This is a genomic window from Pseudomonas atagonensis, from assembly GCF_011369485.1.
Taxonomy (GTDB): domain Bacteria; phylum Pseudomonadota; class Gammaproteobacteria; order Pseudomonadales; family Pseudomonadaceae; genus Aquipseudomonas; species Aquipseudomonas atagonensis.
The window spans coordinates 99,220-120,224 of the sequence record NZ_VXCA01000016.1 but is presented as its reverse complement, the minus strand read 5'-3'; the positions used below and the strand labels follow the sequence as shown (position 1 = coordinate 120,224).

Sequence of the window (21,005 nt, the reverse complement as noted above, 5' to 3'; positions counted from 1 at the left end):
ACAAACCCTCTTATTGTTCTGTCAGGGGGCGCACGCGCACGCCCTGCTCGAGCGGCGCCAGTTGCGCGCTGTCGTTGATGCCAATACCGATCTGGGTGACTGCCATTGCCGCAATCGCCGTGGCCGTGCGCAGGGTTTGCTCGGGCGTGTCGGCGCGAAGCAAACCGTGGAGCATGCCGGCCAGCAAGGAATCACCGGCACCCACGGTGCTGGCGACACTGACTTTCGGCGGCGTCGCGTGCAATGCCGAGCCGACGCTGAACCAGTTCACACCGTCAGCACCGTGGGAGATCACCACATGCTCGATACCTTGAGCGTGTAATCGCGCCGCTGCCTGCGCCTCGGCCGCGTGGGAAACCACCTCGCAACCGAGGGCGTCGGCGAGTTCTTCGGTGTTCGGTTTGATCAGCCACGGACTGGCCTGCAATGCAGCACGCAAGGCTTCTCCGCTGCTGTCGAGGGCGACTTTCAGACCGAGCTGACTCAGTCGCTCAATCAGTTCACGCAACCACTGCGCCGTGACGCCGCGTGGCAAGCTGCCGGCGACCACCACCGCGTCATGACCCGGCGCGATCTGCTCCAGACGTTCAAGCAGTGCTTGCTGCGCCGCTGCATCGACCACCGGCCCCGGGCCGTTGATATCAGTGATGCGACCGTCCTGTTCAGCGACTTTGATGTTGCTGCGCGTCTCGCCCGGCACGCGGATGAACGCGTCGACAAAGCCGCGTTTGGTGAACAGGGTTTCGAACGCTTGCAGGTTGTCTTCGCCGAGAAACCCGCTGACCGTCAGTTGATGGCCAAGGTCGGCCAGCACCTGCGCGACGTTCACTCCTTTGCCGGCGGCGTGGGTGTGCATCTCGTCGCTGCGGTTGACCTGACCGGCGTCCAGGCGTGACAGCTCGACCGTGAGGTCCAGCGCCGGGTTGAGGGTCAGGGTAAGAATTCTGGCCATTACAGGGCCTCCACTAATGCACGCACTTCGTTGGCGCTGCCCACGCTGAGGGCTTGTTGAGCAAGGGTTTGCGCCTGGGTCAGGCTGAGTTCGCGGATACGCGCTTTGACTTCGGCAATGCTGCGACCGGACACGCTGAGCTCATCAACACCCAGACCAACCAGCACCGGCACCGCCAGCGGATCCGCCGCCAGCTCGCCGCACACGCCGACCCATTTGCCATGGGCGTGGGCCGCGCGCACGGTGATGTCGATCAGTTGCAGCACCGCCGGGTGCAAGCCGTCAGCCTGCGCCGAGAGGGTCGGATGACCACGGTCAATGGCCAGGGTGTATTGGGTCAGGTCGTTGGTGCCGACACTGAAGAAGTCGACTTCTTTGGCCAGCACCGGCGCCAGCAATGCAGCGGACGGCACTTCAATCATGATCCCGAGTTGCAGGTCGGCGACCGGGATTTCCAGGCGTAGACGTTCAGTCATGTCGCGGGCCTGCCGCCACTCTTCGACGCTGCCGACCATCGGGAACATGATCCGCAGCGGCCGGTTGTCCGCCGCACGCAGCAAGGCACGCAATTGCGCCTCCATGATCTGTGGGCGCTGCAAAGTCAGGCGAATGCCGCGCACGCCGAGGAACGGGTTTTCTTCCTTGGCGATCGGCCAATACGGCAGCGGTTTGTCACCGCCAACGTCCAGCGTACGAACTACCAATGGGCGACCGGCGAGACCGTCGAGGACGCGGCGATATTCGGCTTCTTGCGTGGCCTCGTCCGGCGCTTGCGGGTGAGCCATGAAAATCAGTTCGGTGCGCAGCAGACCGATGCCCTCGGCGCCCTGCTCCACCGCGCTGATCACCCCGGCGCTTTCGCCGATATTGGCGAACACTTCAACCGCGTGACCGTCGGTGGTGTGCGCCGGATGATGGCGTTGTTCGGCGGCAGCCTTGAGTCGCTGCTCGCGCGTGTCGCGTTCTTCAGTGGCGCGTTGCAGCGTTGCCGAATCAGCGTCGATGTGCAGGCGACCGCGCTGGCCGTCGAGCAGCAACGGCGTGCCCGGTGCCAGCAGCAACACCGCTGCGCCAGCCCCGACCAGCGCCGGAATGCCGAGGGCACGGGCGACGATTGCGCTGTGCGCCGTGGCGCCGCCGCGAGCGGTGAGGATCCCCGCCACCCGCGCCGGATCGAGCCGTGCAACATCGGACGGGCCGACTTCGTCCATCACCAGAATGTACGGTTGCTCAGGCTCGCTCGGCGTCTGCACGCCACACAGTTGCGCCAGCACGCGGCGACCGATGTCGCGCAAATCCGCAGCACGTTCGGCGAGCAAGGCATCCTGCAGCGACTCTTGTTGTTTCGCCGCGGCTTCGATCACCGCCATCCACGCCGCTTCAGCGCTCTCGCCTTGCTTGAGGCGGGTGTCGACTTCGTCGGTGAGTTCCGGGTCGTCGAGCATTTCCTGGTGGGTGATGAAAATCTCGCGGATGGCTTTGGCTTTGCTGCGCTCGATCAAGCCTTGGATGTCCGCACGCACATCGGCCAAGGCTTGCTTGAGACGCTCGCGCTCGATGGCGGCGGATTCGCCACGCAACGGGTATTCGATGGTTTGCTGCACTTGAATGTGCGCCGGGCCGATAGCAACGCCGGGAGCGGCGGGAATTGCTTGCAACAGGCTACCGGATGCAGGTGCGACGACGACTTCGGCCATCTCGGTGATGACTTCGCGTTGCTGGCTCACGGCAGGCAACGGCTCGACCTCTTCGCCGAGGCCTTCCTCGATGGCGGCGAGCAAGGTCGGCAACGCGTCGGCGGCGATGCCCGGCTCGGCGATCAACTCCAGCACCTGACCACGGCGGGCGCCGAGACTGAGCAGTTTGCTCAAGCTCTTCACCGATACCGCGCTGTCCTGGCTGTCGACGATGCGCACACGGATTTCGCCGTCAAAACGCTTCGCCAGTTGCGCCAGAATTTTCGCCGGCCGCGCGTGCAGGCCATGGGCGTTGGCCAACGCAATGCGGGCGCTCGGCCAGTCGGCGGGCAACTCACCGCCGAGCACTTCGAGGACTTTACGACTACTGGTGGCGCGACCCAATTCATGGCCGCGACCTTCGATGAGCAATGCGCACAGACGTTCGAGCAAGGCCTGATGCGCCTCGCCAAGACTGGCCAGACAGAACAAGCCGCTCAGCGGTTGGCCGAGATAGCGAATCGGTTTGTCCGGCGTCACGAACGCCAACCCCGGACGCTTCACGGTTTGTTCGCTGTGCAGCCACCACAAACCATCGCCCAGCGGCAGCGCTTCAACTTGTTGCAAGACGCCGGCAAAACCGTTGCTCACACAATCGGCCTGACGCAGCAGACGCGCACCGCGCCAGACCAACTCCTCGAAATCGTCAGCGGCGACGCCAAGGCCGATCATCTGCGCATCCAGTGCCAATTCCTGCGGCGCGCCTTGCAACAGTTTCAGCAGTGTTTCGGGCGAACTGGCGCGACGCAGCGCCTGGCCAAGATCGGTCTCGCCGAGGGCACGGGTCAGCAGTTGCAGGAGACGCAGGTGTTCATCGGATTTCGCCGCAATGCCGATCGCCAGATAAACGATCTGGCCATCGCCCCAATCCACGCCTTCGGGAAACTGCATCAGGCGCACGCCGGTGGCGAACACCTGATCGCGGGTCTCGGGCGTACCGTGGGGAATAGCGATTCCTTGACCGAGAAAGGTCGAGCCCTGGGCTTCCCGCGCCTGCAACCCGCTGAGATAACCATCAGCGACCAGGCCATCGGCCACCAGATGACTGGCCAGCAATTGCAGGGCAGCGGATTTATCCACAGCCGATTGGCCCATGGATATCTGCTCTATAGTGAGCTCGAGCATGCGATCTCCTTTTTGGCGCCTGATGACGCCAGGTATTGTTTTCAATGGTTGCAGCTTAGGCGCTGGGCAGCCTGCTTTTCAGCGGCAGTTTTGGCGGTTTCACGGCAGAACCGGCCAAAGGCGTCTAAAACGTAGAAAATACGCTTGCTGAAACGTTTAATCTAGATTGATCGGCACGTTACTCGATAATGTCCCATCCTTGAAGTCCAACTTGTCGGATGCGCGTAGGCAATAAGTCGTCTGCCCTAATCGGGTAGGATTGGCGAAAATCTCGCGGCATGCTCGAAACAACAAGGAAATCCCGGGTTGAAACTCAGTGATATCGCGCGGTTGGCCGGAGTGTCCGTGACCACCGCCAGCTACGTCATCAATGGCAAGGCCGAACAGCAGCGCATCAGCAACGCGACCGTCGAACGCGTGCGCGCGGTAGTCGACCTGCACGGCTTTACGCCCAATCCACAAGCGGCCGGGCTGCGCAGCCGGCACACGCGCACGCTGGGTTTTATTCTGCCGGATCTGGAAAACCCCAGTTACGCACGAATCGCCAAATTGCTGGAACAAGGCGCACGAGCACGCGGTTATCAGTTGCTGATCGCCAGTTCCGACGACGCGCCGGACAGCGAACGCCAGTTGCTGCAACTGTTCCGCGCCCGGCGCTGCGATGCGTTGATTGTCGCCAGTTGCCTGCCGGCCGGTGATGACAGTTATCGTCAGTTGCAGGCCAAGGGCACGCCGATCATCGCTATCGACCGGGTCATGGACCCTGAGCATTTCTGCTCGGTGATCAGTGACGACCGCGAAGCCAGCCTGCACCTCACGCAAAGCCTGCTCGATCCGCAGCCAAAACAGATCGTGCTGCTCGGCGCCCGTCCGGAACTGAGCATCAGCCAGGAACGTGCCGCCGGCTTCAAGCAAGCGCTGGGCGAGTTCAAAGGCGAAGTGCTGATCGAGCACGCCGAGTCCTTCAGCCGTGAATGCGGCAAGCAATTGATGGAAGAACTCCTGCAACGTCTGGGGCATTTGCCGGATGCGCTGGTAACCACTTCCTACGTGCTGTTGCAGGGTGTGTTCGATGCGCTGCATGACTTCCCGCTGAAATCCCGCCCGTTGCGCCTCGGCACCTTCGGCGATACGCAGTTGCTGGACTTCCTGCCGCTGCCGGTCAACGCCATGGCCCAGCAGCACCAGTTGATCGCCGACAAGGCGCTGGAGCTGGCGCTGGCCGCCGTTGAACAATCGGAATACAAGCCGGGGGTGCAAGCCATCGCGCGGACCTTCAAGCAGCGTATTCACCGGGACTGAACCGTGGAGCTGATCGACACCCACACTCACCTCGACTTCCCCGACTTCGACGCCGATCGCTCGGCGTTACTGGCCGAAAGCCGCACCCTCGGGGTGCGGCGGATAGTGGTGTTGGGTGTCTATGAAGCTAACTGGCAACGGGTGTGGGATCTGGTGCAAAGCGACGCTGACTTGTACGCGGCGTTCGGTTTGCATCCGGTGTATCTCGATCAGCATCGCCCCGAAGATTTGCAGGCGCTTGGCGACTGGCTGACGCGATTACGCGGTCATCGCCAATTGTGCGCGGTGGGCGAGATTGGTCTGGACTACTTCATCGAAACCCTCGACCGCGAACGGCAGCAGGCGCTGTTCGAAGCGCAGCTGCAAGTGGCGGCGGATTTCAATTTGCCGGCGCTGATCCATGTGCGCCGAAGCCACGCGGCAGTGATTGCCACACTCAAGCGTTTCAAACTCAAGCGGGCCGGGATCATCCACGCGTTCGCCGGCAGCCGTGAAGAAGCGCGCGAGTACCTCAGACTCGGTTTCAAACTCGGCTTGGGCGGCGCGCCGACCTGGCCACAGGCGTTGCGCATGCATCGGGTGCTGGCGGATTTGCCGCTGGACTCGATTGTGCTGGAAACCGACTCACCGGACATGGCGCCCGCGATGTTCCCCGGCCAGCGCAACAGCCCGGCACACCTGCCGGCGATCTGTGCGGCACTGGCCGGATTGATGAAGATCAGCCCGCAGCAGTTGGCCACTGCCAGCACCGCCAACAGCTGCGCTGTGTTTGGCTGGTAATCAGTCGGCGTGAGCCTTGGCGGCCTCGAGAATCAGCGTCATGTGCTGACGATGGCGCGCATAACGAACGACCACGAAGTACACGAAAATCGTGATCAGCGAGGCATTCAACTGTTCGGTGACACTGAGCAGCCCCACCCACTCCATCACCAACGCCACCAGCAACGCGGTGCACACCGTCACCGACGCGCTGAAGCGCAACAACGCCAGCGAATCGAGCGACTTGAAGCGCTTGATCTGCTGGGGGCAACGCAGCTCCAGGGCTTGCTGACAGTGTTCGCAGGTGAATGATTCGTTGATCGCGATGGCGTTGAGTTGCCAGGGCTTGAGCACCAGCGTCTGCGCGCAATGGGCACAGCGGCCCTGGACTCCCAGGGTTGCAACGGACATGAGCGGCCTCCTCTACGCGATCAGATGAACAGAGATACTGGCTCATTGATGACGAAAAGCCAGAGCCGGGAGAAAAACAGGATTCGGCCTACGACTGAAAGTGGAAAAGTATTACAAAAGTTTCTGAAAACGCCTGAACCTTGTGGGAGCGAGCCCGCTCCCACTTTTTGATCCGTCGACCGCAGTCAGACACGGAATGCGCTGATCAGCTGTTTTAGCTCCACCACCTGCGCCGACAACGCCCGACTGGCGTCTTCGGTCTGATGTGCGCCTTGCGCCGTGCGCTCCCCGGCGCGGTTGATTTCGACGATGTTCTGGTCAATATCGTGGGCCACAGCGGTTTGCTGTTCGACGGCCGCGGCAATCTGCTGGTTCTGATCAACGATCATGCCGACAGCACCGAGGATGTTTTCCAGCGCCTGCTGGACCTTTTCCGACTGGCCCACCGTGCCATTGGCCATCTGATGACTGACGCCCATGGCCTTCACCGCTGCACCGACACCGCCATGCAATTTGGCGATCATCTGTTCGATTTCTTCGGTCGATTGTTGGGTGCGTTTGGCCAGTGTGCGCACTTCGTCCGCCACCACGGCGAAACCGCGTCCCTGCTCACCCGCCCGCGCCGCTTCGATGGCGGCGTTGAGCGCCAGCAGGTTGGTCTGCTCGGCGATGCTTTTGATAACTTCCAGCACACGACTGATCGATTGGCTGTCACTCGCCAGTTGATTGATCACCAGCACTGACTGATCAATCTCGCTGGCCAGCGCGGCAATGCTGCCCTGCTGCGACTCCACCAGCCCACGTCCGCTGATGGTTTCATCGTTGACGCTGTGCGCGCTGCTCACCGCAGCCGCCGCGCTGCGGGCCACTTCCTGGGAGGTCGCCGACATCTGATTCATCGCCGTCGCCACTTGCTCGATCTGTGTACGCTGCCCGGCAACGGCCTGATTGCTTTGTGCCGAGACATTTTCGACCTGCCCGGCCTGACGCTCGACCTCGCCGACGGTCTGGCCGACCCGTTCGATCAAGTCGTGAATCTTCTTCACCGTGCCGTTGAACACTTCGCCCAACTCGCCCAGCTCATCGCGGCTGTTGGCCTTGAAGTTGACCGTCATGTCGCCCGCCGCCACCTTGTCCATCATCGCGCCCAGACGCTTGAGCGTGGTGCGGGTCGAGGCGTAGAAGCCGCCGTAGAGATAGAAAATCAGCACAAAGACCACCGACAGCGCCACGGCCTGCAAGACCATGTGCGTGCGGTTCTGCGTCAGACGCTGCTGCAGTTGCGTGTCGAGGAATTTCAGCGTTGCTTCGTTGAGCTGATACGTCTTGTCCATCAGCCCGGTGACCTGATCATAAAACGCCTGCCACGGAGCATCGAGGGTGTCAGCGACCACGACTTGCTCCTCAAAAAGCTCGCTGGCCTGCTTGAGCGTTGCCTTGCTGCTATCGGCCTGAACACTGAGGGTTTCACGCGCGGCTTTGCTGGAGCCGAGGGCGTCCTGCAATTTCAGGCCGTATTCGGCATGGAGTTTTTCGAGTTGCACCAACAGCTCATCGAAGCGCGTGCTCGACGCACTGTTGAGAAAGCCCTGCCCCAGCGAGTACGAACCCATGGCCCGGCCTTCGCCGAGGGTTTGCGTCACAGTCGGCGTGATCAGGGTGATCAGTTCACTGAGCTGACGGATGTCGCTCTGGTTGTCCCGGCTCAGGCCCGCCTGACTGGTGATGATCTGACTGAAAATCTGCGCACTGGCCACCAACTTGCCAATCAGCGCACTTTTGCTTTGCAGCGAGTTTTCCACCTGCTGGGCCTTGAACGCGGCAATCATTTCATCGCGTTTGCCGTCGAACACCTTGATCTGCTCGGGATCGTCGGTCATCGCGGCCAGCCCTTGCAGACGCGTCAGCACCGCTTGTTCGAGGCTGGTGATTTGCGCTTCGACGTTTCCGGCCTTACCGGACTGGCCGAGGGTGACGTTGATCTGCACCAGGTTGTTGAGGGTCTCCAGATCCCGGCGTAGGGTCAGGCTGCTGCCGAGCACATCGAGGCTTTGCAGTTCGACCCGAGTGCCCTGGAATTCGCGATAGGAATCGCGCACCAGATAGAAATTGGTCACCAGCATCGGCACCAGGAACAGCACGCTGATCAAGCTGAACTTCATACCGAAGCTCAGACGGTTCATCAGCGAGACGGCGGGATAGAGCAAGCTCTTCACTGGAAGTCTCCCTTGGTTTTTCTTGTTTTTATTGGCAGGCGCGAGGCGACAGCAGATAGCCACTATCGGGCGCCATCTCTGTATAGCTCAAATCGAAGGGAGGTTTTGTAACTTAAGGTTAACGACTACGCTGCACGGGCCGTACATCTTGTGGGGAAGGGGCTTGGCCCCCTCACCACAATGAATATCTGTGGAATCAGTCAGTGGATCAGGACTGTCCACAAGGCAAAACCGGCATACCACAGCACGGCAGCGCGCAGCAGCAGTTCCCACAGGCAATCGAGGGTGGTGATGCCTTCCGGGCCGACAACCGGCGGCGGAATTTCACCGGCGGCCAGGCCGACCTTGTTGATCAGGTGCGCCGCGCTGATGTTCCAGTTCAGCAACTCATGCAGCATCACCCGGCTGACCGCGACAAAGTTGCCGACCAAGGCAAAACTCGCCGCCAGCAGGCGCACCGGCAGCCAGTCGAAAGCATGGCGCAACTGCGCAGCACGCTCGACCAGCGCCGGGTTTTGCCCGTGTTCTTCGGCCAGCGCCAGCAAACGGTAGGCCAGCGCCGCCACCGGGCCTAGCACGAAGTACCAGAAAATCACCGCGAAGAAGCTTTGATAGGCCTGCCACAACAAGTGCCCTTGCACCCGGTCGAGCAATTGCTCGCCGCTGTCGGCGCAGATATTCAGGTCACGCTTGGCAACATGCGCCGCCGCTTGCAGGTCTTCACGGCGCCAGGCATCGCGAAACGGCCCCAGACCACCGAGCAAGTCACCACGCCCCAGGCTGTAAATCACCACCAGCAAATGCACCGGCAGGGCCAGCAAGCCATAGGCCACCGGCTCCAGTACCACCAGCAACAATCCCAGCAGGGCCACCGGCAACAACACCAGAATCGTCAGCACCAGCCATGGCTGTGTCGCCAGTCGCTCGTTGCTTTCGAGTTTGTGCAGTTCGCGGATCCATCCGCCATCGCGTTGAACCCGATGGCGCAGGGCCGAGAACTTCTCGATCCAGACCGCCAGCAGTAACACCAGAAAACTCATTGTCCTTCCTCTTGTGCCAGGGCTGCGCGGTAACGCGCCCAGTCGAATGCCGGGCCAGGATCGGTCTTGCGCCCGGGTGCGATGTCGCTGTGCCCGCAAATGCGAGCGCCGGTGATAGCCGGAAATGCCCTTTGCAACTGGCGCGTCAGCGCCGTCAACGCTTGATACTGCGCATCGGTGAACGGCAGTTCATCGGTGCCTTCGAGCTCGATGCCCACGGAAAAATCGTTACAGGTTTCGCGCCCCTCGAATACCGACACGCCGGCATGCCACGCCCGTTCAAGACAGGAGACAAACTGGGTGACGCGGCCGTCACGTTCGATCAGAAAATGCGCCGAGACCCGCAGGTCGGCAATTCCCGCAAAGTAGGGATGTTCGGTGACGTCCAGACGGTTCTGGAAAAACTCCTGCACCTTGCCGGTGGCAAATTGCGCCGGCGGCAGGCTGATGTTGTGGATCACCAACAGGGAAATTTCGCCCGCAGGGCGTTCATTGAAGTTGGGCGATGGGCAGACTTTCACCCCGTGACACCACCCGCTAGCGGGATCCAACTGCATACCGATTCCTTCAACGCCGACTGTGTTGGCGCCCAGTATGCCGTGATCGGCCCCCGCCGCGCGATCACTTGGCGTGATTGAGTCGCCGCAGATTGCCCAGCACCGACTCCAGCGCGCGGTCGAACAGCAAGGTGTCGTCCAGCGCACGCGCGGTGCCACGGCGCAATTCCAGGGCCAGATCGACGCGGCTGCGTTCAAGCACTTTCATACCGGTTCGATCGACGAACACGTACTGGCCGGTGACTTCGATGATCGCCGCGAGTTTGCAGCGCAGGGTGTGCTCTTCGTCCTCCTGAAACGCCACCCAACTGCCCAGACGCAATTGCTCGACCTGACGCAGACCTGCATCGTCACGGGGCAGCGCTGCCGCAGCCGCGCCCCCCTCGTCGCTCAACACAATCTGCTGCGAAACTTCGACCACGGCGTCGACTGGCTGAGCCCCCACGTCGGGTTCCAGCACTCGTACGTGCAGGGCTTCCAGTTCGCTGAAAAACTCGCTGGTGGCAAACGGATCGAACGCTGAACTGGTCAGGCCATCGCGCAGTGCCTTGAGCAAACCCGGCACCAGCGCGAGCAAGCGCAGGCCCGCGTCTGCTTCGGTATGGCGCTGCACGCTCCAGATCAGTTGCTCCATGGTTTGTACATCGGCCTGCCACTCGGCGGACTGGTCACCATGCTTGAGGCACGTCAGCAGCAGCACTTTGCTCCAGGCTTGCTGGACGAAACCCACCACTGTCGGCGGCAGGACTTGACCCAGCAGCGCCTGATTCAACGCACGCTCGACCCGGCGCCGGGCCAGCTCGGTTTTCGCCCGTCCCTCTTCGGCATCCCGCAAGCGCTGTTCCAGCAATTCGCTGCGACGGCGCTCGTCGCTGGTGAAAGCGAGGAAGTCCGCCAGCAGCTCGGAGAAAATCGCCGGATCATCGACAAAATCGCTCAGCAAACGCTGCACCACTTGCTCGATGCGCAGGTACAGGCTGTCGCGCGCCTGGCCATCACAATCGCCCCAGCCCATCGCCGCCTCGGCGATTTCGTTGAGCAATCGACGCGCCGGGTGACTGCTGCGGCTGAAGAAGCTTTTGTCGATGACGGCAACCTTGAGCATCGGAATCTGCAGACGGGCAATCAGTGCCTTGAGCGAATCCGGCAGGTTGCGATCATCGAGCATGCAGTCGAAAACCATGGCGATCAGATTGATCACATCTTCGTCAGCACCGGCGACGACTCGCGACTTGCCACTTTTCACGCTGACCCGGGTCAGCAGCTGTTCGAGCTGATTACGCAGATCGAAATCGTCCTGCGCCGCCAGCGCCGGCACGTATTGTTGCAGGTGCGAGAGCAGGCGCAGCAGGTCGCGGGTGGTGATGGGCTGAACACTGACGTTGGATTCCAGGGTCGGCGCGACGCTGCCCCGCACATGCAGCAACAACTCTTGCAACGCGGCAAAGACTTCCTGCACGCCTTCATCGGCGGGTGCCGGCTCGTCGCTCTCTTCGCGCTGTACGCTGGCCACCGCACGATCCAGCGCTCGCCGCGCCGGGGCTGGCTTCAACTCGGGCAAGACACCGGTGGCGAGCAGCAGTTGATTGGCTTCGGCATACAGTTGCTCGGTGTCGGTCAGCACATAACGTTCGAACAGCTTGAGCAGGATCAGCTTGACCTTGATCTCCACACCGAGGTTTCGCCCGGCCTGCATGAAGAACTCGCAGAGCATTGCCGGGCCCAGCGGGTTGTGCCGGTCATCGAGGGGCTTGCCGAGCAGCGCGTTGAGCCGCGCGGTCAGTTGATCAAGGGCAAAGCCGTCGCGCTTGAGAACCCGGCCGACCATGCTTTCGACGGCCACGCTGCGCTCCATGTCATCGGTGCGTGGCGCCGACTCTTCAAACATCAGTGTGGGCGGTAACGTGTGCGCAGCAGCGTCTTGTTGAGTGAGGCCGACGAAGGCTTCGAAGAATTGCTCGAGAAAGCCACGCTCGATGTTTTTGCGCTTGAGGCGCAGGTCGCGCATGGCTTCAAAAAAGATGTTTTGCTCGACGTCGTTGCGTGCCCGATCCGCCATTTCAAACAGGGTGTCGTCGGCGTTATCGAACAATTCCTGCAATCCGTGGCGCAGTTGCTGCGCTGCCTTGTCGCGAACCTGAAGCAGAATCACAGGCAGGCGGGCGAGCGGCGAGTGAATCGCCTGATCGGTAGCGGCCTTGTGCAAAGGCACTACATTCCCGTCGTTGTGCATCCAAGCCTCCTGAAACGGTGATTCTTTCGGTGAGCAACCTCGAGCACCGGAACGTCAAAGCCATGACGTCAAATGCAAGGCGGATTATCTTGTAAAAGGTGACACCGCCGCTATAGCCGTCAGGGTTTCCCCTATGCCCGGCCACCCTCCAGTGACCATGACAGAACGGGGTTTGCTCAAAGAAAATCGACCGGATGCAGGCAAGCACGCGACTTCTCGCCTTGGGTTGGCCGATGCCATACCCCTATAATCGGGCCACTTTGTTTGTGGAGCCCGTTATGCCGAATCTACGTCTCGCCGATTTGACCGCCGAAATCGAAGCCAACGTGCGCCGTGCGTTGCTCGAAGACATCGGCAGCGGCGACATCACCGCGCAACTGATCCCGGCCGAACGTCTGGCCAAAGCCACCATCATCACCCGCGACGCCGCCGTCATCTGCGGCACCGCTTGGGTCGATGCGGTGTTTCGTCAGCTCGATCCAAGGGTGGCGGTGCATTGGCAAGTGGCCGATGGTGAACGGGTCAAACCGAATCAGCCGCTGTTCCACCTCGAAGGCCCGGCGCGCTCGTTGCTGACCGGTGAGCGCAGCGCGCTGAATTTCCTGCAACTGTTGTCTGGCGTGGCGACGCGCGCGCAGTATCTGGCGGATTTCGTCGGCACCACTCAGGTGAAACTCCTCGACACCCGCAAGACCTTGCCGGGCCTGCGTCTGGCGCAGAAATACGCGGTCACCTGCGGTGGCTGCCACAACCACCGCATCGGTCTGTACGATGCTTTCCTCATCAAGGAAAACCACATTGCCGCCAGCGGTGGCATTGCGCAGGCCATTGCCGCCGCGCACAAGATCGCCCCGGGCAAACCGGTGGAAATTGAAGTGGAGAGTCTGGACGAACTGAAGGAAGCCTTGGCGGCCGGTGCCGACATCATCATGCTCGATGAACTGAGCCTCGATGACATGCGTGAAGCCGTACGCCTGAACGCCGGCAAGGCGAAGCTGGAAGCCAGCGGCGGGATTAACGAGAGCACGTTGCTGCCGATCGCCGAGACCGGGGTCGATTACATCTCGATTGGTGCGATGACCAAGGATGTCAAAGCCGTGGATCTGTCGATGCGCCTCAGCCTTTAAGAACAGCGGCAAGATGCGAGCTACAAGCTGCAAGCAAAAGCGGTTGTGCTTTTACTTGTAGCTTGCGGCTTGTAGCTGGCAGCTCTCGTCAAACGACGAGATTGTTCATCTCGCAGTACTCTTCCCACTCGACACCCAGCACTTCAGCCGCTTCTTTATGCAGCACAAGGCGTTGGGTCTCGAACTCATCCGGCGTGCTGGTGTACTTGAGCGTCAGCTCCCATGGCTGCAGGCCCTGGGCTTCGGCTTCGTCTTCGAACGCCCACTGGATCTGATCCTTCTGATCATCAGGACTCAGGTCTTTGATCTCTTCTAATAGCTGGGGCGCGTCGAGTTTGTATTTCTCCAGCGCTTGTTCGTGACGTTGCTCTTGAGTTAATTCGGTCATGGCGTTCTCGCTGATCGTAAGAATGGAGGATGGATCTGGATCATCAAGGATCTCTCTGACGCGGATTTGTCCGGCCTTCGGAACCATTCGGGATCATCTGAAAACTGCTGGGCGATGCTCATGCAGGCACCGAATATAGGACGTTTGCATGACGAATTACACGGCTCTTTACATCTCTCCCACAAAAAGCTGACCTGCGGAACATAAACGGGGAAGTAAAACGGCAGAGGTGGTGCCCGAGACAGGAATCGAACCTGCGACCTTCGCGTTACGAGTGCGCTGCTCTACCGGCTGAGCTACACGGGCGGTGGGCTAAACCTAGCACCGGTCCGGCACTCCAGCAACTTGCTGCCTTGTCACCGCAGTTTTCGACAGACAAAAAAATGCCCCGCCGTTTGCACGGCGGGGCATTTTCATTGCGCTAAGGCGGTGGGGTGATTAAACGCCCGAAGCCTTGGCCGCTGCCACGTCTTTGATGGACAGCTTGATACGGCCGCGGTTGTCCACGTCCAGTACCAGCACTTCCACTTCCTGGCCTTCTTTCAGGATGTCGGTCACTTTCTCTACGCGAGCGTCGCTCAGCATCGAGATGTGTACCAGACCGTCCTTGCCCGGCAGGATGTTGACGAATGCGCCGAAGTCGACGATGCGCTCAACCTTGCCGACATAGATCTTGCCGATTTCAGCTTCTGCAGTGATGCTCAGAACGCGCTGACGAGCAGCTTCTGCGGCATCCTTGGTTTCGCCGAAGATCTTGATCGAACCGTCGTCTTCGATGTCGATCGAAGCCTTGGTTTCTTCGCAGATCGCACGGATGGTTGCGCCACCTTTACCGATAACGTCACGGATTTTGTCGGTGTCGATTTTCATCGCGATCATGGTCGGAGCGTTGGCCGACAGTTCGGTACGCGACTGACCAATGATCTGGTTCATCTGGCCGAGGATATTCAGGCGCGCTTCCAGGGCCTGGCCCAGAGCGATTTCCATGATCTCTTCGGTGATGCCCTTGATCTTGATGTCCATCTGCAGCGCGGTCACACCTTTGGCGGTACCGGCTACTTTGAAGTCCATGTCGCCCAGGTGGTCTTCGTCACCGAGGATGTCGGTCAGGACGGCGAATTTCTCGCCTTCTTTAACCAGACCCATGGCGATACCGGCAACCGGCGCCTTCATCGGAACACCAGCGTCCATCAGGGCCAGGGAAGCGCCGCATACGGAAGCCATCGAGCTCGAACCGTTGGATTCGGTGATTTCCGACACTACACGGATGGTGTACGGGAACACGTCAGCGGCAGGCAGCATGGCCGAAACCGAACGACGGGCCAGACGGCCGTGACCGATTTCGCGACGACCGGCGCCACCCATGCGACCACACTCGCCCACCGAGAACGGAGGGAAGTTGTAGTGCAGCATGAACGGGTCTTTTTTCTCGCCTTCCAGGGTGTCCAGCAGCTGTGCATCACGGGCGGTGCCCAGCGTTGCAACGACCAGCGCCTGGGTTTCACCACGGGTGAACAGCGCCGAACCGTGAGTCTTCGGCAGAACGCCGACTTCGATGTTCAGCGGACGTACGGTTTTGGTGTCGCGACCGTCGATACGTGGCTTGCCGTTAACGATGTTTTCGCGAACGGTGCGGTATTCGATTTCGCCGAAAGCCGCTTTGACTTCGCTGGACGATGGCTGGCCTTCTTCGCCGGACAGCTTGGCAACGACTTGATCCTTCAGCTCGCCCAGACGCGCATAGCGGTCAGCCTTGACGGTGATGGTGTAAGCCTGGGAGATTGCGTCGCCGAACTCGGCACGGATAGCGCCCAGCAGTTCAGTGGCTTCTGGAGCAGGAGCCCAGGTCCAGGTTGGCTTGGCCGCTTCGGCCGCCAGTTCCTTGACCGCGTTGATCACGACCTGGAATTCGTCGTGAGCAAACAGTACAGCGCCCAGCATCTGGTCTTCGGTCAGCTCTTTGGCTTCCGATTCAACCATCAGTACGGCGTCGGAAGTACCGGCAACGACCATGTCCAGGCTCGAAGCAGCTTGCTGCTCGTAGGTCGGGTTCAGCAGGTAGCCGGTGCTTTCATGGAAAGCTACGCGAGCGGCGCCGATCGGACCGTCGAACGGAATGCCGGAGATGGCCAGGGCAGCCGAAGTACCGATCATCGCAGCGATGTCCGGGTCGGTTTTCTTGCTGGTGGAAACGACGGTGCAGACAACCTGCACTTCGTTCATGAAGCCTTCCGGGAACAGCGGACGGATCGGACGGTCGATCAGTCGGGAAGTCAGGGTTTCTTTCTCGGAAGGACGGCCTTCACGCTTGAAGAAACCGCCAGGGATCTTACCGGCAGCGTAAGTCTTTTCCTGGTAGTGAACGGACAGAGGGAAGAAGCCCTTGCCTGGATCGGCTTGCTTGGCACCGACGACGGTCACCAATACGCTGACGTCGTCGTCAACGGTGACCAATACTGCGCCGGAGGCCTGACGGGCGATACGGCCAGTCTCGAGGGTAACGGTCGACTGACCGAACTGGAATTTTTTGATTACCGGGTTCACGGTGTCCTACCTTCTTTGTGGCTCTTGGGGGAACTGGTTTCTTGCGAATTCTTGGGCAATGTCGGGAATCGGCCCAACGCCTGTCCAGGGTAAAACGTGTATCCAGATAAAACTTGAGGCTGGGAGCCTGCCGGACGCCAGCGGAAAACCGCAGACGTCTGACAGACAACCAACCTCATAGCGCAATCGCTGATTAGCGACGCAGACCCAGGCGAGCGATCAGAGCGCTGTAACGGCTCACGTCCTTGCCTTTCAGGTAGTCCAGCAGCTTGCGACGCTGGTTAACCATGCGGATCAGACCACGACGGGAGTGGTGATCTTTACCGTTGGCCTTGAAGTGACCTTGCAGTTTGTTGATGTTGGCGGTCAGCAGTGCAACTTGCACTTCTGGCGAACCAGTGTCACCAACAGCTTGCTGGTAGTCAGCAACGATTTGAGCTTTTTCTTGAACGTCGAGAGCCATGAGGCAATCCTTTTATCAGGAAACTGTTTCAGAAAAACAGCTTCAACAGGCCAGGGACAAATCCCTGTATCTATAAATGAGTGATGACCGTGCCTGTTAACAGCCACACTCGCCGGTTCGCTGTTACACGAACCGGTTCCGGTCATTCCGACCGAATCAATCGACGTGGCGCGATGCGCCCGTCTTCGCTCACTTCACCGATACCGATGAAGCGACCATTGTGATCCTGTACTCGCACCATGCCGAACTTCGGAGCATCCGGGGCGCGCACCGGCTGACCGTTGAGCCAGTAGAACGCGCTCGCTTCCGAGAAGTGCAGCAGCGGCCAATCCTGCAGGCCGCTGTCCGATGGCATCAGGAAGCGGTCGACCGCTTCGTTGCCGCCTTCGGCATGTACCGCTTCAAGCTCTTCGAGGGTCACGGTCTGCGCCAGGGTGAAAGGCCCGGCCTGGGTACGACGCAATTCAGCGACGTACGCACCACAACCGAGTTGCTCACCGATATCCTCCACGAGGGTGCGAATATAGGTGCCCTTGCTGCAGTCCACCGCAAGACGCGCAGTATCGCCTTCGAAGGCCAGCAATTCCAAGCGCGCAATAGTAACAGAACGCGGTTCGCGCTCCACTACTTCGCCTGCACGGGCCAGCTTGTACAGCGGCTGACCATCACGCTTGAGGGCCGAGTACATCGGCGGTATCTGGCTGATTTGGCCGCGAAATTTCGGCAAAACAGCCTCGACATCGACGCGACCAACGGTCACCGGGCGTTCCTGCAAAACCTCACCTTCAGCGTCCGCCGTGGTGGTGGTCTTGCCCAGTTGCGCCAGGGTTTCATAACCCTTGTCGGAATCGAGCAGATATTGCGAGAACTTGGTTGCCTCGCCAAAGCACAGCGGCAATACACCGGTGGCCAGCGGGTCGAGACTGCCGGTGTGGCCGGCCTTCTCGGCGTTGAGCAACCAGCGAACCTTCTGCAGTGCGGCGTTGGAGGTGAATCCCAACGGCTTGTCGAGCAGGATGATACCGCTGACGTTACGACGGATACGTTTGACCTGAGCCACCGAATTACTCCTTGGTGTCTTCAGGTGCTGGAGCTGCCACGTGCTGATTGTCTTCAGCCACGGCGCGCTCGATCAGGGCCGACAGGTGCGCACCACGGACAACGGATTCGTCGTAGTGGAAGTGCAATTGCGGCACGCTGCGCAGCTTCATTTCACGGGCCAGCTGCATGCGCAGGAAACCTGCAGCAGCGTTCAGCACCTTGATGCTTTGCGCGATGTCTTCGGCGTTGTCCTGCCCCATCACGGTGATGAAAATTTTCGCGTGACCGACGTCACGGCTGACTTCCACAGCGGTAATGGTGACCAGGCCGACGCGCGGGTCTTTGACTTCACGACGGATCAACTGTGCCAGCTCACGCTGCATCTGATCGCCGATACGTTGGGTACGGCTGTATTCTTTTGCCATGATTTGTTACCTGTTACTGCCCCACGGTGAAACCCGCAAGGTCTGAAAGCGGCAAACGCCCGGCCTGACAAAAGCCAGACCGGGCGTTGCGTTTAGAGTCCTGACGCCGTGGCGCGCATTTGCATACGGCGGCTCGACGTGGCCCTTGAAGTGCGCGAGTTAGAGGCTGCGAGCAACCTGAACCTTCTCGAAGACTTCGATCTTGTCACCGACTTTGACGTCGTTGTAGCTCTTCACGCCGATACCGCATTCCATGCCGGCACGTACTTCGGAAGCGTCATCCTTGAAGCGGCGCAGGGATTCCAGCTCGCCTTCGAAGATAACGATGTCTTCACGCAGTACACGGATCGGACGGTTACGGTGCACAACACCTTCGATCACCATGCAGCCTGCGATCGCGCCAAACTTCGGCGAACGGAATACGTCACGCACTTCGGCCACGCCCAGGATGTTCTCGCGAACATCGCTGCCGAGCATACCGGTCAGGGCTTTCTTGACGTCTTCGATGATGTCGTAGATCACGTTGTAGTAACGCATATCCAGACCTTCCTGCTCGACGATCTTCCGTGCGCCAGCATCGGCACGCACGTTGAAGCCGAACAGTACAGCGTTGGAAGCCAGTGCCAGGTTGGCGTCGGATTCGGTGATACCACCGACACCGCCACCGACTACGCGCACTTGCACTTCGTCGTTGCCCAGGCCATTCAGAGCGCCCTGCAAAGCTTCCAGCGAACCACGGACGTCGGATTTGAGGACGATGTTGAGCGTCTTCTTCTCTTCCTGACCCATGTTTTCGAAGATGTTTTCCAGCTTGCCGGCGTGAGCGCGAGCCAGTTTGACTTCGCGGAACTTGCCTTGACGGAACAGAGCCACTTCACGGGCTTTCTTCTCGTCAGCAACCACGCTCATCTCATCGCCAGCGTCCGGCGTACCGTCAAGACCGAGGATCTCGACCGGAATGGCCGGACCTGCTTCCTTGATTGGCTTGCCGTTCTCGTCGAGCATGGCGCGCACACGGCCATAGTTCGAGCCGACCAGCACCATGTCGCCTTGACGCAGCGTACCGTCCTGAACCAGAACAGTTGCCACCGGGCCGCGGCCCTTGTCGAGGCGCGATTCAACCACAACACCACGGCCTGGAGCCGACGGAGTAGCGGTCAGTTCGAGAACTTCGGCTTGCAGCAGAACAGCTTCGAGCAGTTCGTCAACGCCGGTACCCATCTTCGCGGAAACCGGTACGAATGGAGTATCGCCACCCCACTCTTCGGACGTCACGCCGTGAGTCGACAGTTCGCTACGGATGCGATCGAGATCGGCGCCCGGCTTGTCGATCTTGTTCACCGCAACGACCAATGGAACGCCAGCCGCTACCGCGTGCTGAACCGCTTCAATGGTTTGTGGCATCACGCCGTCGTCGGCCGCAACCACGAGGATCACGATGTCAGTCGCCTTGGCACCACGAGCACGCATTGCGGTAAACGCAGCGTGACCCGGGGTGTCGAGGAAGGTGACCATGCCGCGTTCGGTTTCAACGTGGTACGCACCGATGTGCTGTGTGATACCGCCGGCTTCGCCAGCAGCAACCTTCGCACGACGGATGTAGTCGAGCAGCGAGGTCTTACCGTGGTCAACGTGACCCATTACGGTCACGACCGGCGCACGAGGAACCGCTTCACCTTCGAACTTCAGGGACTCTGCCAGGGAATCTTCCAGGGCGGTGTCGCTGACCAGGGTCACTTTGTGGCCCAGCTCTTCAGCAACCAGTTGGGCAGTTTCCTGATCCAGTACCTGGTTGATGGTGGCCGGAGTACCCAGCTTGAACATGAACTTGATGATTTCGGCAGCCTTGACCGACATCTGCTGAGCGAGATCGCCAACAGTGATGGTTTCGCCGATCTTCACTTCACGCACGACAGGGCCGGTCGGGCTCTGGAAACCGTGAGCGTTGCGTTTCTTCAGCTTGGCCTTGCCGCGACCACCACGACGGAAGCCATCGCTTTCTTCGTCGGTAGTGCGTGGCGCCACACGTGGTGCTGGCGCTTTTTCTTTGACCGATGCGCGATGCGGAGCGTTTTTGCGCTCGCCATCACCACCACCGCGACGATTGTTATCGTCGGCACGTGGCTTGTCCGGACGGCGCTGTTCGTCACGCTTGCGAGTGTCGGCAGCCGGCGCAGCGGCTACAACCGGCGCAGCTTCACGCACAGGTTCAGCCACTGGAGCAGGTGCTGCAACCGCGTCCGAAGGAGCAGTCGACGCAGCAGCAGGCTGGCGACGCGCTTCTTCTTCGGCGCGCTGCTTGGCTTCTTCTTCAGCCTTCTGACGGGCAGCATTCTCTACTGCGCGACGCTCATCCAGTTCACGCTTGCGCTCGGCTTCGATTTCTTCCGGGCTACGCTGTACGAAAACTTTCTTCTTGCGAACTTCTACGCTGATGCTCTTGCTACCAGCCACACGCAGGGTGCTGGTGGTTTTACGCTGCAGCGTGATCTTGCGTGGTTCTTCCACTTTCGCCTTGTGGCTGCTTTTCAAGTGAGTCAGCAGGGACTGCTTCTCACTGTCAGTCACATTTTCTTCGGCGGCGGTGTGCGGCAGACCTGCCTCACGCATCTGCTGCAACAGGCGCTCTACCGGTGTTTTGACCTCATCGGCCAGTTGTTTCACCGTGACTTGCGTCATGCACTTC

The 21,005-nt window shown here is 60.3% G+C and carries 16 protein-coding genes and 1 tRNA gene; 3 read left to right on the top strand and 14 right to left on the bottom strand.

The window, feature by feature from the left end; all coding sequences use genetic code 11:
• Window positions 1–10: 10 nt before the first annotated feature.
• Window positions 11–952: a 1-phosphofructokinase gene (gene pfkB / locus F2P67_RS11740; protein WP_166220478.1), complete on the bottom strand. Its 942-nt coding sequence runs from the start codon at window positions 950–952 to the stop codon at window positions 11–13.
• Window positions 952–3,813: a phosphoenolpyruvate--protein phosphotransferase gene (gene ptsP, locus F2P67_RS11735; RefSeq protein WP_166220476.1), complete on the bottom strand. Its 2,862-nt coding sequence runs from the start codon at window positions 3,811–3,813 to the stop codon at window positions 952–954. Before ptsP ends, pfkB begins: the two co-directional genes overlap by 1 nt.
• Before the next feature lie 306 nt (window positions 3,814–4,119).
• Between ptsP and cra the strand changes: the two genes are divergently transcribed.
• Window positions 4,120–5,115 carry a catabolite repressor/activator gene (gene cra / locus F2P67_RS11730; protein WP_166220474.1) on the top strand — a complete coding sequence of 332 codons (996 nt, stop codon included), beginning with the start codon at window positions 4,120–4,122 and terminating at the stop codon, window positions 5,113–5,115.
• 3 nt (window positions 5,116–5,118) lie between these two features.
• A complete protein-coding gene (locus F2P67_RS11725; RefSeq protein ID WP_166220472.1) occupies window positions 5,119–5,895 on the top strand; it encodes a TatD family hydrolase in 777 nt (258 codons plus the stop codon).
• Here F2P67_RS11725 and F2P67_RS11720 read toward each other — a convergent pair whose 3' ends face one another.
• The 5 genes from F2P67_RS11720 to F2P67_RS11700 all read right to left on the bottom strand — a co-directional run bounded on the left by F2P67_RS11720 (window position 5,896) and on the right by F2P67_RS11700 (window position 12,331).
• On the bottom strand, window positions 5,896–6,285 hold the full coding sequence (locus tag F2P67_RS11720) for a hypothetical protein (protein ID WP_166220470.1): 390 nt from the start codon (window positions 6,283–6,285) through the stop codon (window positions 5,896–5,898).
• A 185-nt stretch (window positions 6,286–6,470) separates the two neighbouring features.
• The gene (locus F2P67_RS11715; protein WP_166220468.1) at window positions 6,471–8,501 is read right to left on the bottom strand and encodes a methyl-accepting chemotaxis protein; all 2,031 of its coding nucleotides are present in this window, start codon (window positions 8,499–8,501) and stop codon (window positions 6,471–6,473) included.
• Between the two features lie 200 nt (window positions 8,502–8,701).
• Window positions 8,702–9,541 carry a regulatory signaling modulator protein AmpE gene (ampE, locus tag F2P67_RS11710; RefSeq protein ID WP_166220466.1) on the bottom strand — a complete coding sequence of 280 codons (840 nt, stop codon included), beginning with the start codon at window positions 9,539–9,541 and terminating at the stop codon, window positions 8,702–8,704.
• Window positions 9,538–10,098, bottom strand: a complete 561-nt coding sequence (ampD, locus tag F2P67_RS11705; protein WP_166220464.1) for a 1,6-anhydro-N-acetylmuramyl-L-alanine amidase AmpD — start codon at window positions 10,096–10,098, stop codon at window positions 9,538–9,540. The genes ampE and ampD overlap by 4 nt, the downstream gene beginning before the upstream one ends.
• Before the next feature lie 64 nt (window positions 10,099–10,162).
• On the bottom strand, window positions 10,163–12,331 hold the full coding sequence (locus tag F2P67_RS11700) for a DUF1631 domain-containing protein (RefSeq protein WP_166220462.1): 2,169 nt from the start codon (window positions 12,329–12,331) through the stop codon (window positions 10,163–10,165).
• 278 nt (window positions 12,332–12,609) lie between these two features.
• On the opposite strand from F2P67_RS11700, the gene nadC reads away from it, so the two are divergent.
• Entirely contained in the window at window positions 12,610–13,458 is an 849-nt protein-coding gene (gene nadC / locus F2P67_RS11695) for a carboxylating nicotinate-nucleotide diphosphorylase (RefSeq protein WP_166220460.1), read from the top strand.
• A gap of 88 nt (window positions 13,459–13,546) precedes the next feature.
• Here the strand turns inward: nadC and F2P67_RS11690 are convergent, their stop codons facing one another.
• The 7 genes from F2P67_RS11690 to infB form a co-directional block, all read right to left on the bottom strand.
• Window positions 13,547–13,846: a DUF6388 family protein gene (locus tag F2P67_RS11690; RefSeq protein ID WP_166220458.1), complete on the bottom strand. Its 300-nt coding sequence runs from the start codon at window positions 13,844–13,846 to the stop codon at window positions 13,547–13,549.
• A gap of 230 nt (window positions 13,847–14,076) precedes the next feature.
• Window positions 14,077–14,152 (bottom strand) — tRNA-Thr (locus F2P67_RS11685).
• Between the two features lie 132 nt (window positions 14,153–14,284).
• A complete protein-coding gene (gene pnp / locus F2P67_RS11680; RefSeq protein WP_166220456.1) occupies window positions 14,285–16,390 on the bottom strand; it encodes a polyribonucleotide nucleotidyltransferase in 2,106 nt (701 codons plus the stop codon).
• A 193-nt stretch (window positions 16,391–16,583) separates the two neighbouring features.
• Window positions 16,584–16,853, bottom strand: a complete 270-nt coding sequence (rpsO, locus tag F2P67_RS11675; RefSeq protein ID WP_011332409.1) for a 30S ribosomal protein S15 — start codon at window positions 16,851–16,853, stop codon at window positions 16,584–16,586.
• A 142-nt stretch (window positions 16,854–16,995) separates the two neighbouring features.
• Window positions 16,996–17,913, bottom strand: a complete 918-nt coding sequence (gene truB, locus F2P67_RS11670) for a tRNA pseudouridine(55) synthase TruB (protein ID WP_166220454.1) — start codon at window positions 17,911–17,913, stop codon at window positions 16,996–16,998.
• A gap of 4 nt (window positions 17,914–17,917) precedes the next feature.
• Complete coding sequence (gene rbfA / locus F2P67_RS11665; RefSeq protein ID WP_016771753.1) at window positions 17,918–18,319, bottom strand: 30S ribosome-binding factor RbfA; 402 nt, start codon at window positions 18,317–18,319, stop codon at window positions 17,918–17,920.
• Window positions 18,320–18,478: 159 nt separating this feature from the next.
• Window positions 18,479–20,998 (bottom strand): translation initiation factor IF-2, encoded by a 2,520-nt coding sequence (gene infB, locus F2P67_RS11660; RefSeq protein WP_166220452.1) that lies wholly within the window; start codon window positions 20,996–20,998, stop codon window positions 18,479–18,481.
• Between the last annotated feature and the right edge of the window lie 7 nt (window positions 20,999–21,005).

Excerpts from the sequence above, each read along its gene's own strand:
- F2P67_RS11690 (WP_166220458.1), bottom strand. The coding sequence starts at position 13,846 with ATGACCGAATTAACTCAAGAGCAACGTCACGAACAAGCGCTGGAGAAA.
- ptsP (WP_166220476.1), bottom strand. The coding sequence starts at position 3,813 with ATGCTCGAGCTCACTATAGAGCAGATATCCATGGGCCAATCGGCTGTG.
- ampD (WP_166220464.1), bottom strand. The coding sequence starts at position 10,098 with ATGCAGTTGGATCCCGCTAGCGGGTGGTGTCACGGGGTGAAAGTCTGC.
- pfkB (WP_166220478.1), bottom strand. The coding sequence starts at position 952 with ATGGCCAGAATTCTTACCCTGACCCTCAACCCGGCGCTGGACCTCACG.
- F2P67_RS11720 (WP_166220470.1), bottom strand. The coding sequence starts at position 6,285 with ATGTCCGTTGCAACCCTGGGAGTCCAGGGCCGCTGTGCCCATTGCGCG.
- rbfA (WP_016771753.1), bottom strand. The coding sequence starts at position 18,319 with ATGGCAAAAGAATACAGCCGTACCCAACGTATCGGCGATCAGATGCAG.
- F2P67_RS11700 (WP_166220462.1), bottom strand. The coding sequence starts at position 12,331 with ATGCACAACGACGGGAATGTAGTGCCTTTGCACAAGGCCGCTACCGAT.
- nadC (WP_166220460.1), top strand. The coding sequence starts at position 12,610 with ATGCCGAATCTACGTCTCGCCGATTTGACCGCCGAAATCGAAGCCAAC.
- ampE (WP_166220466.1), bottom strand. The coding sequence starts at position 9,541 with ATGAGTTTTCTGGTGTTACTGCTGGCGGTCTGGATCGAGAAGTTCTCG.
- rpsO (WP_011332409.1), bottom strand. The coding sequence starts at position 16,853 with ATGGCTCTCGACGTTCAAGAAAAAGCTCAAATCGTTGCTGACTACCAG.
- infB (WP_166220452.1), bottom strand. The coding sequence starts at position 20,998 with ATGACGCAAGTCACGGTGAAACAACTGGCCGATGAGGTCAAAACACCG.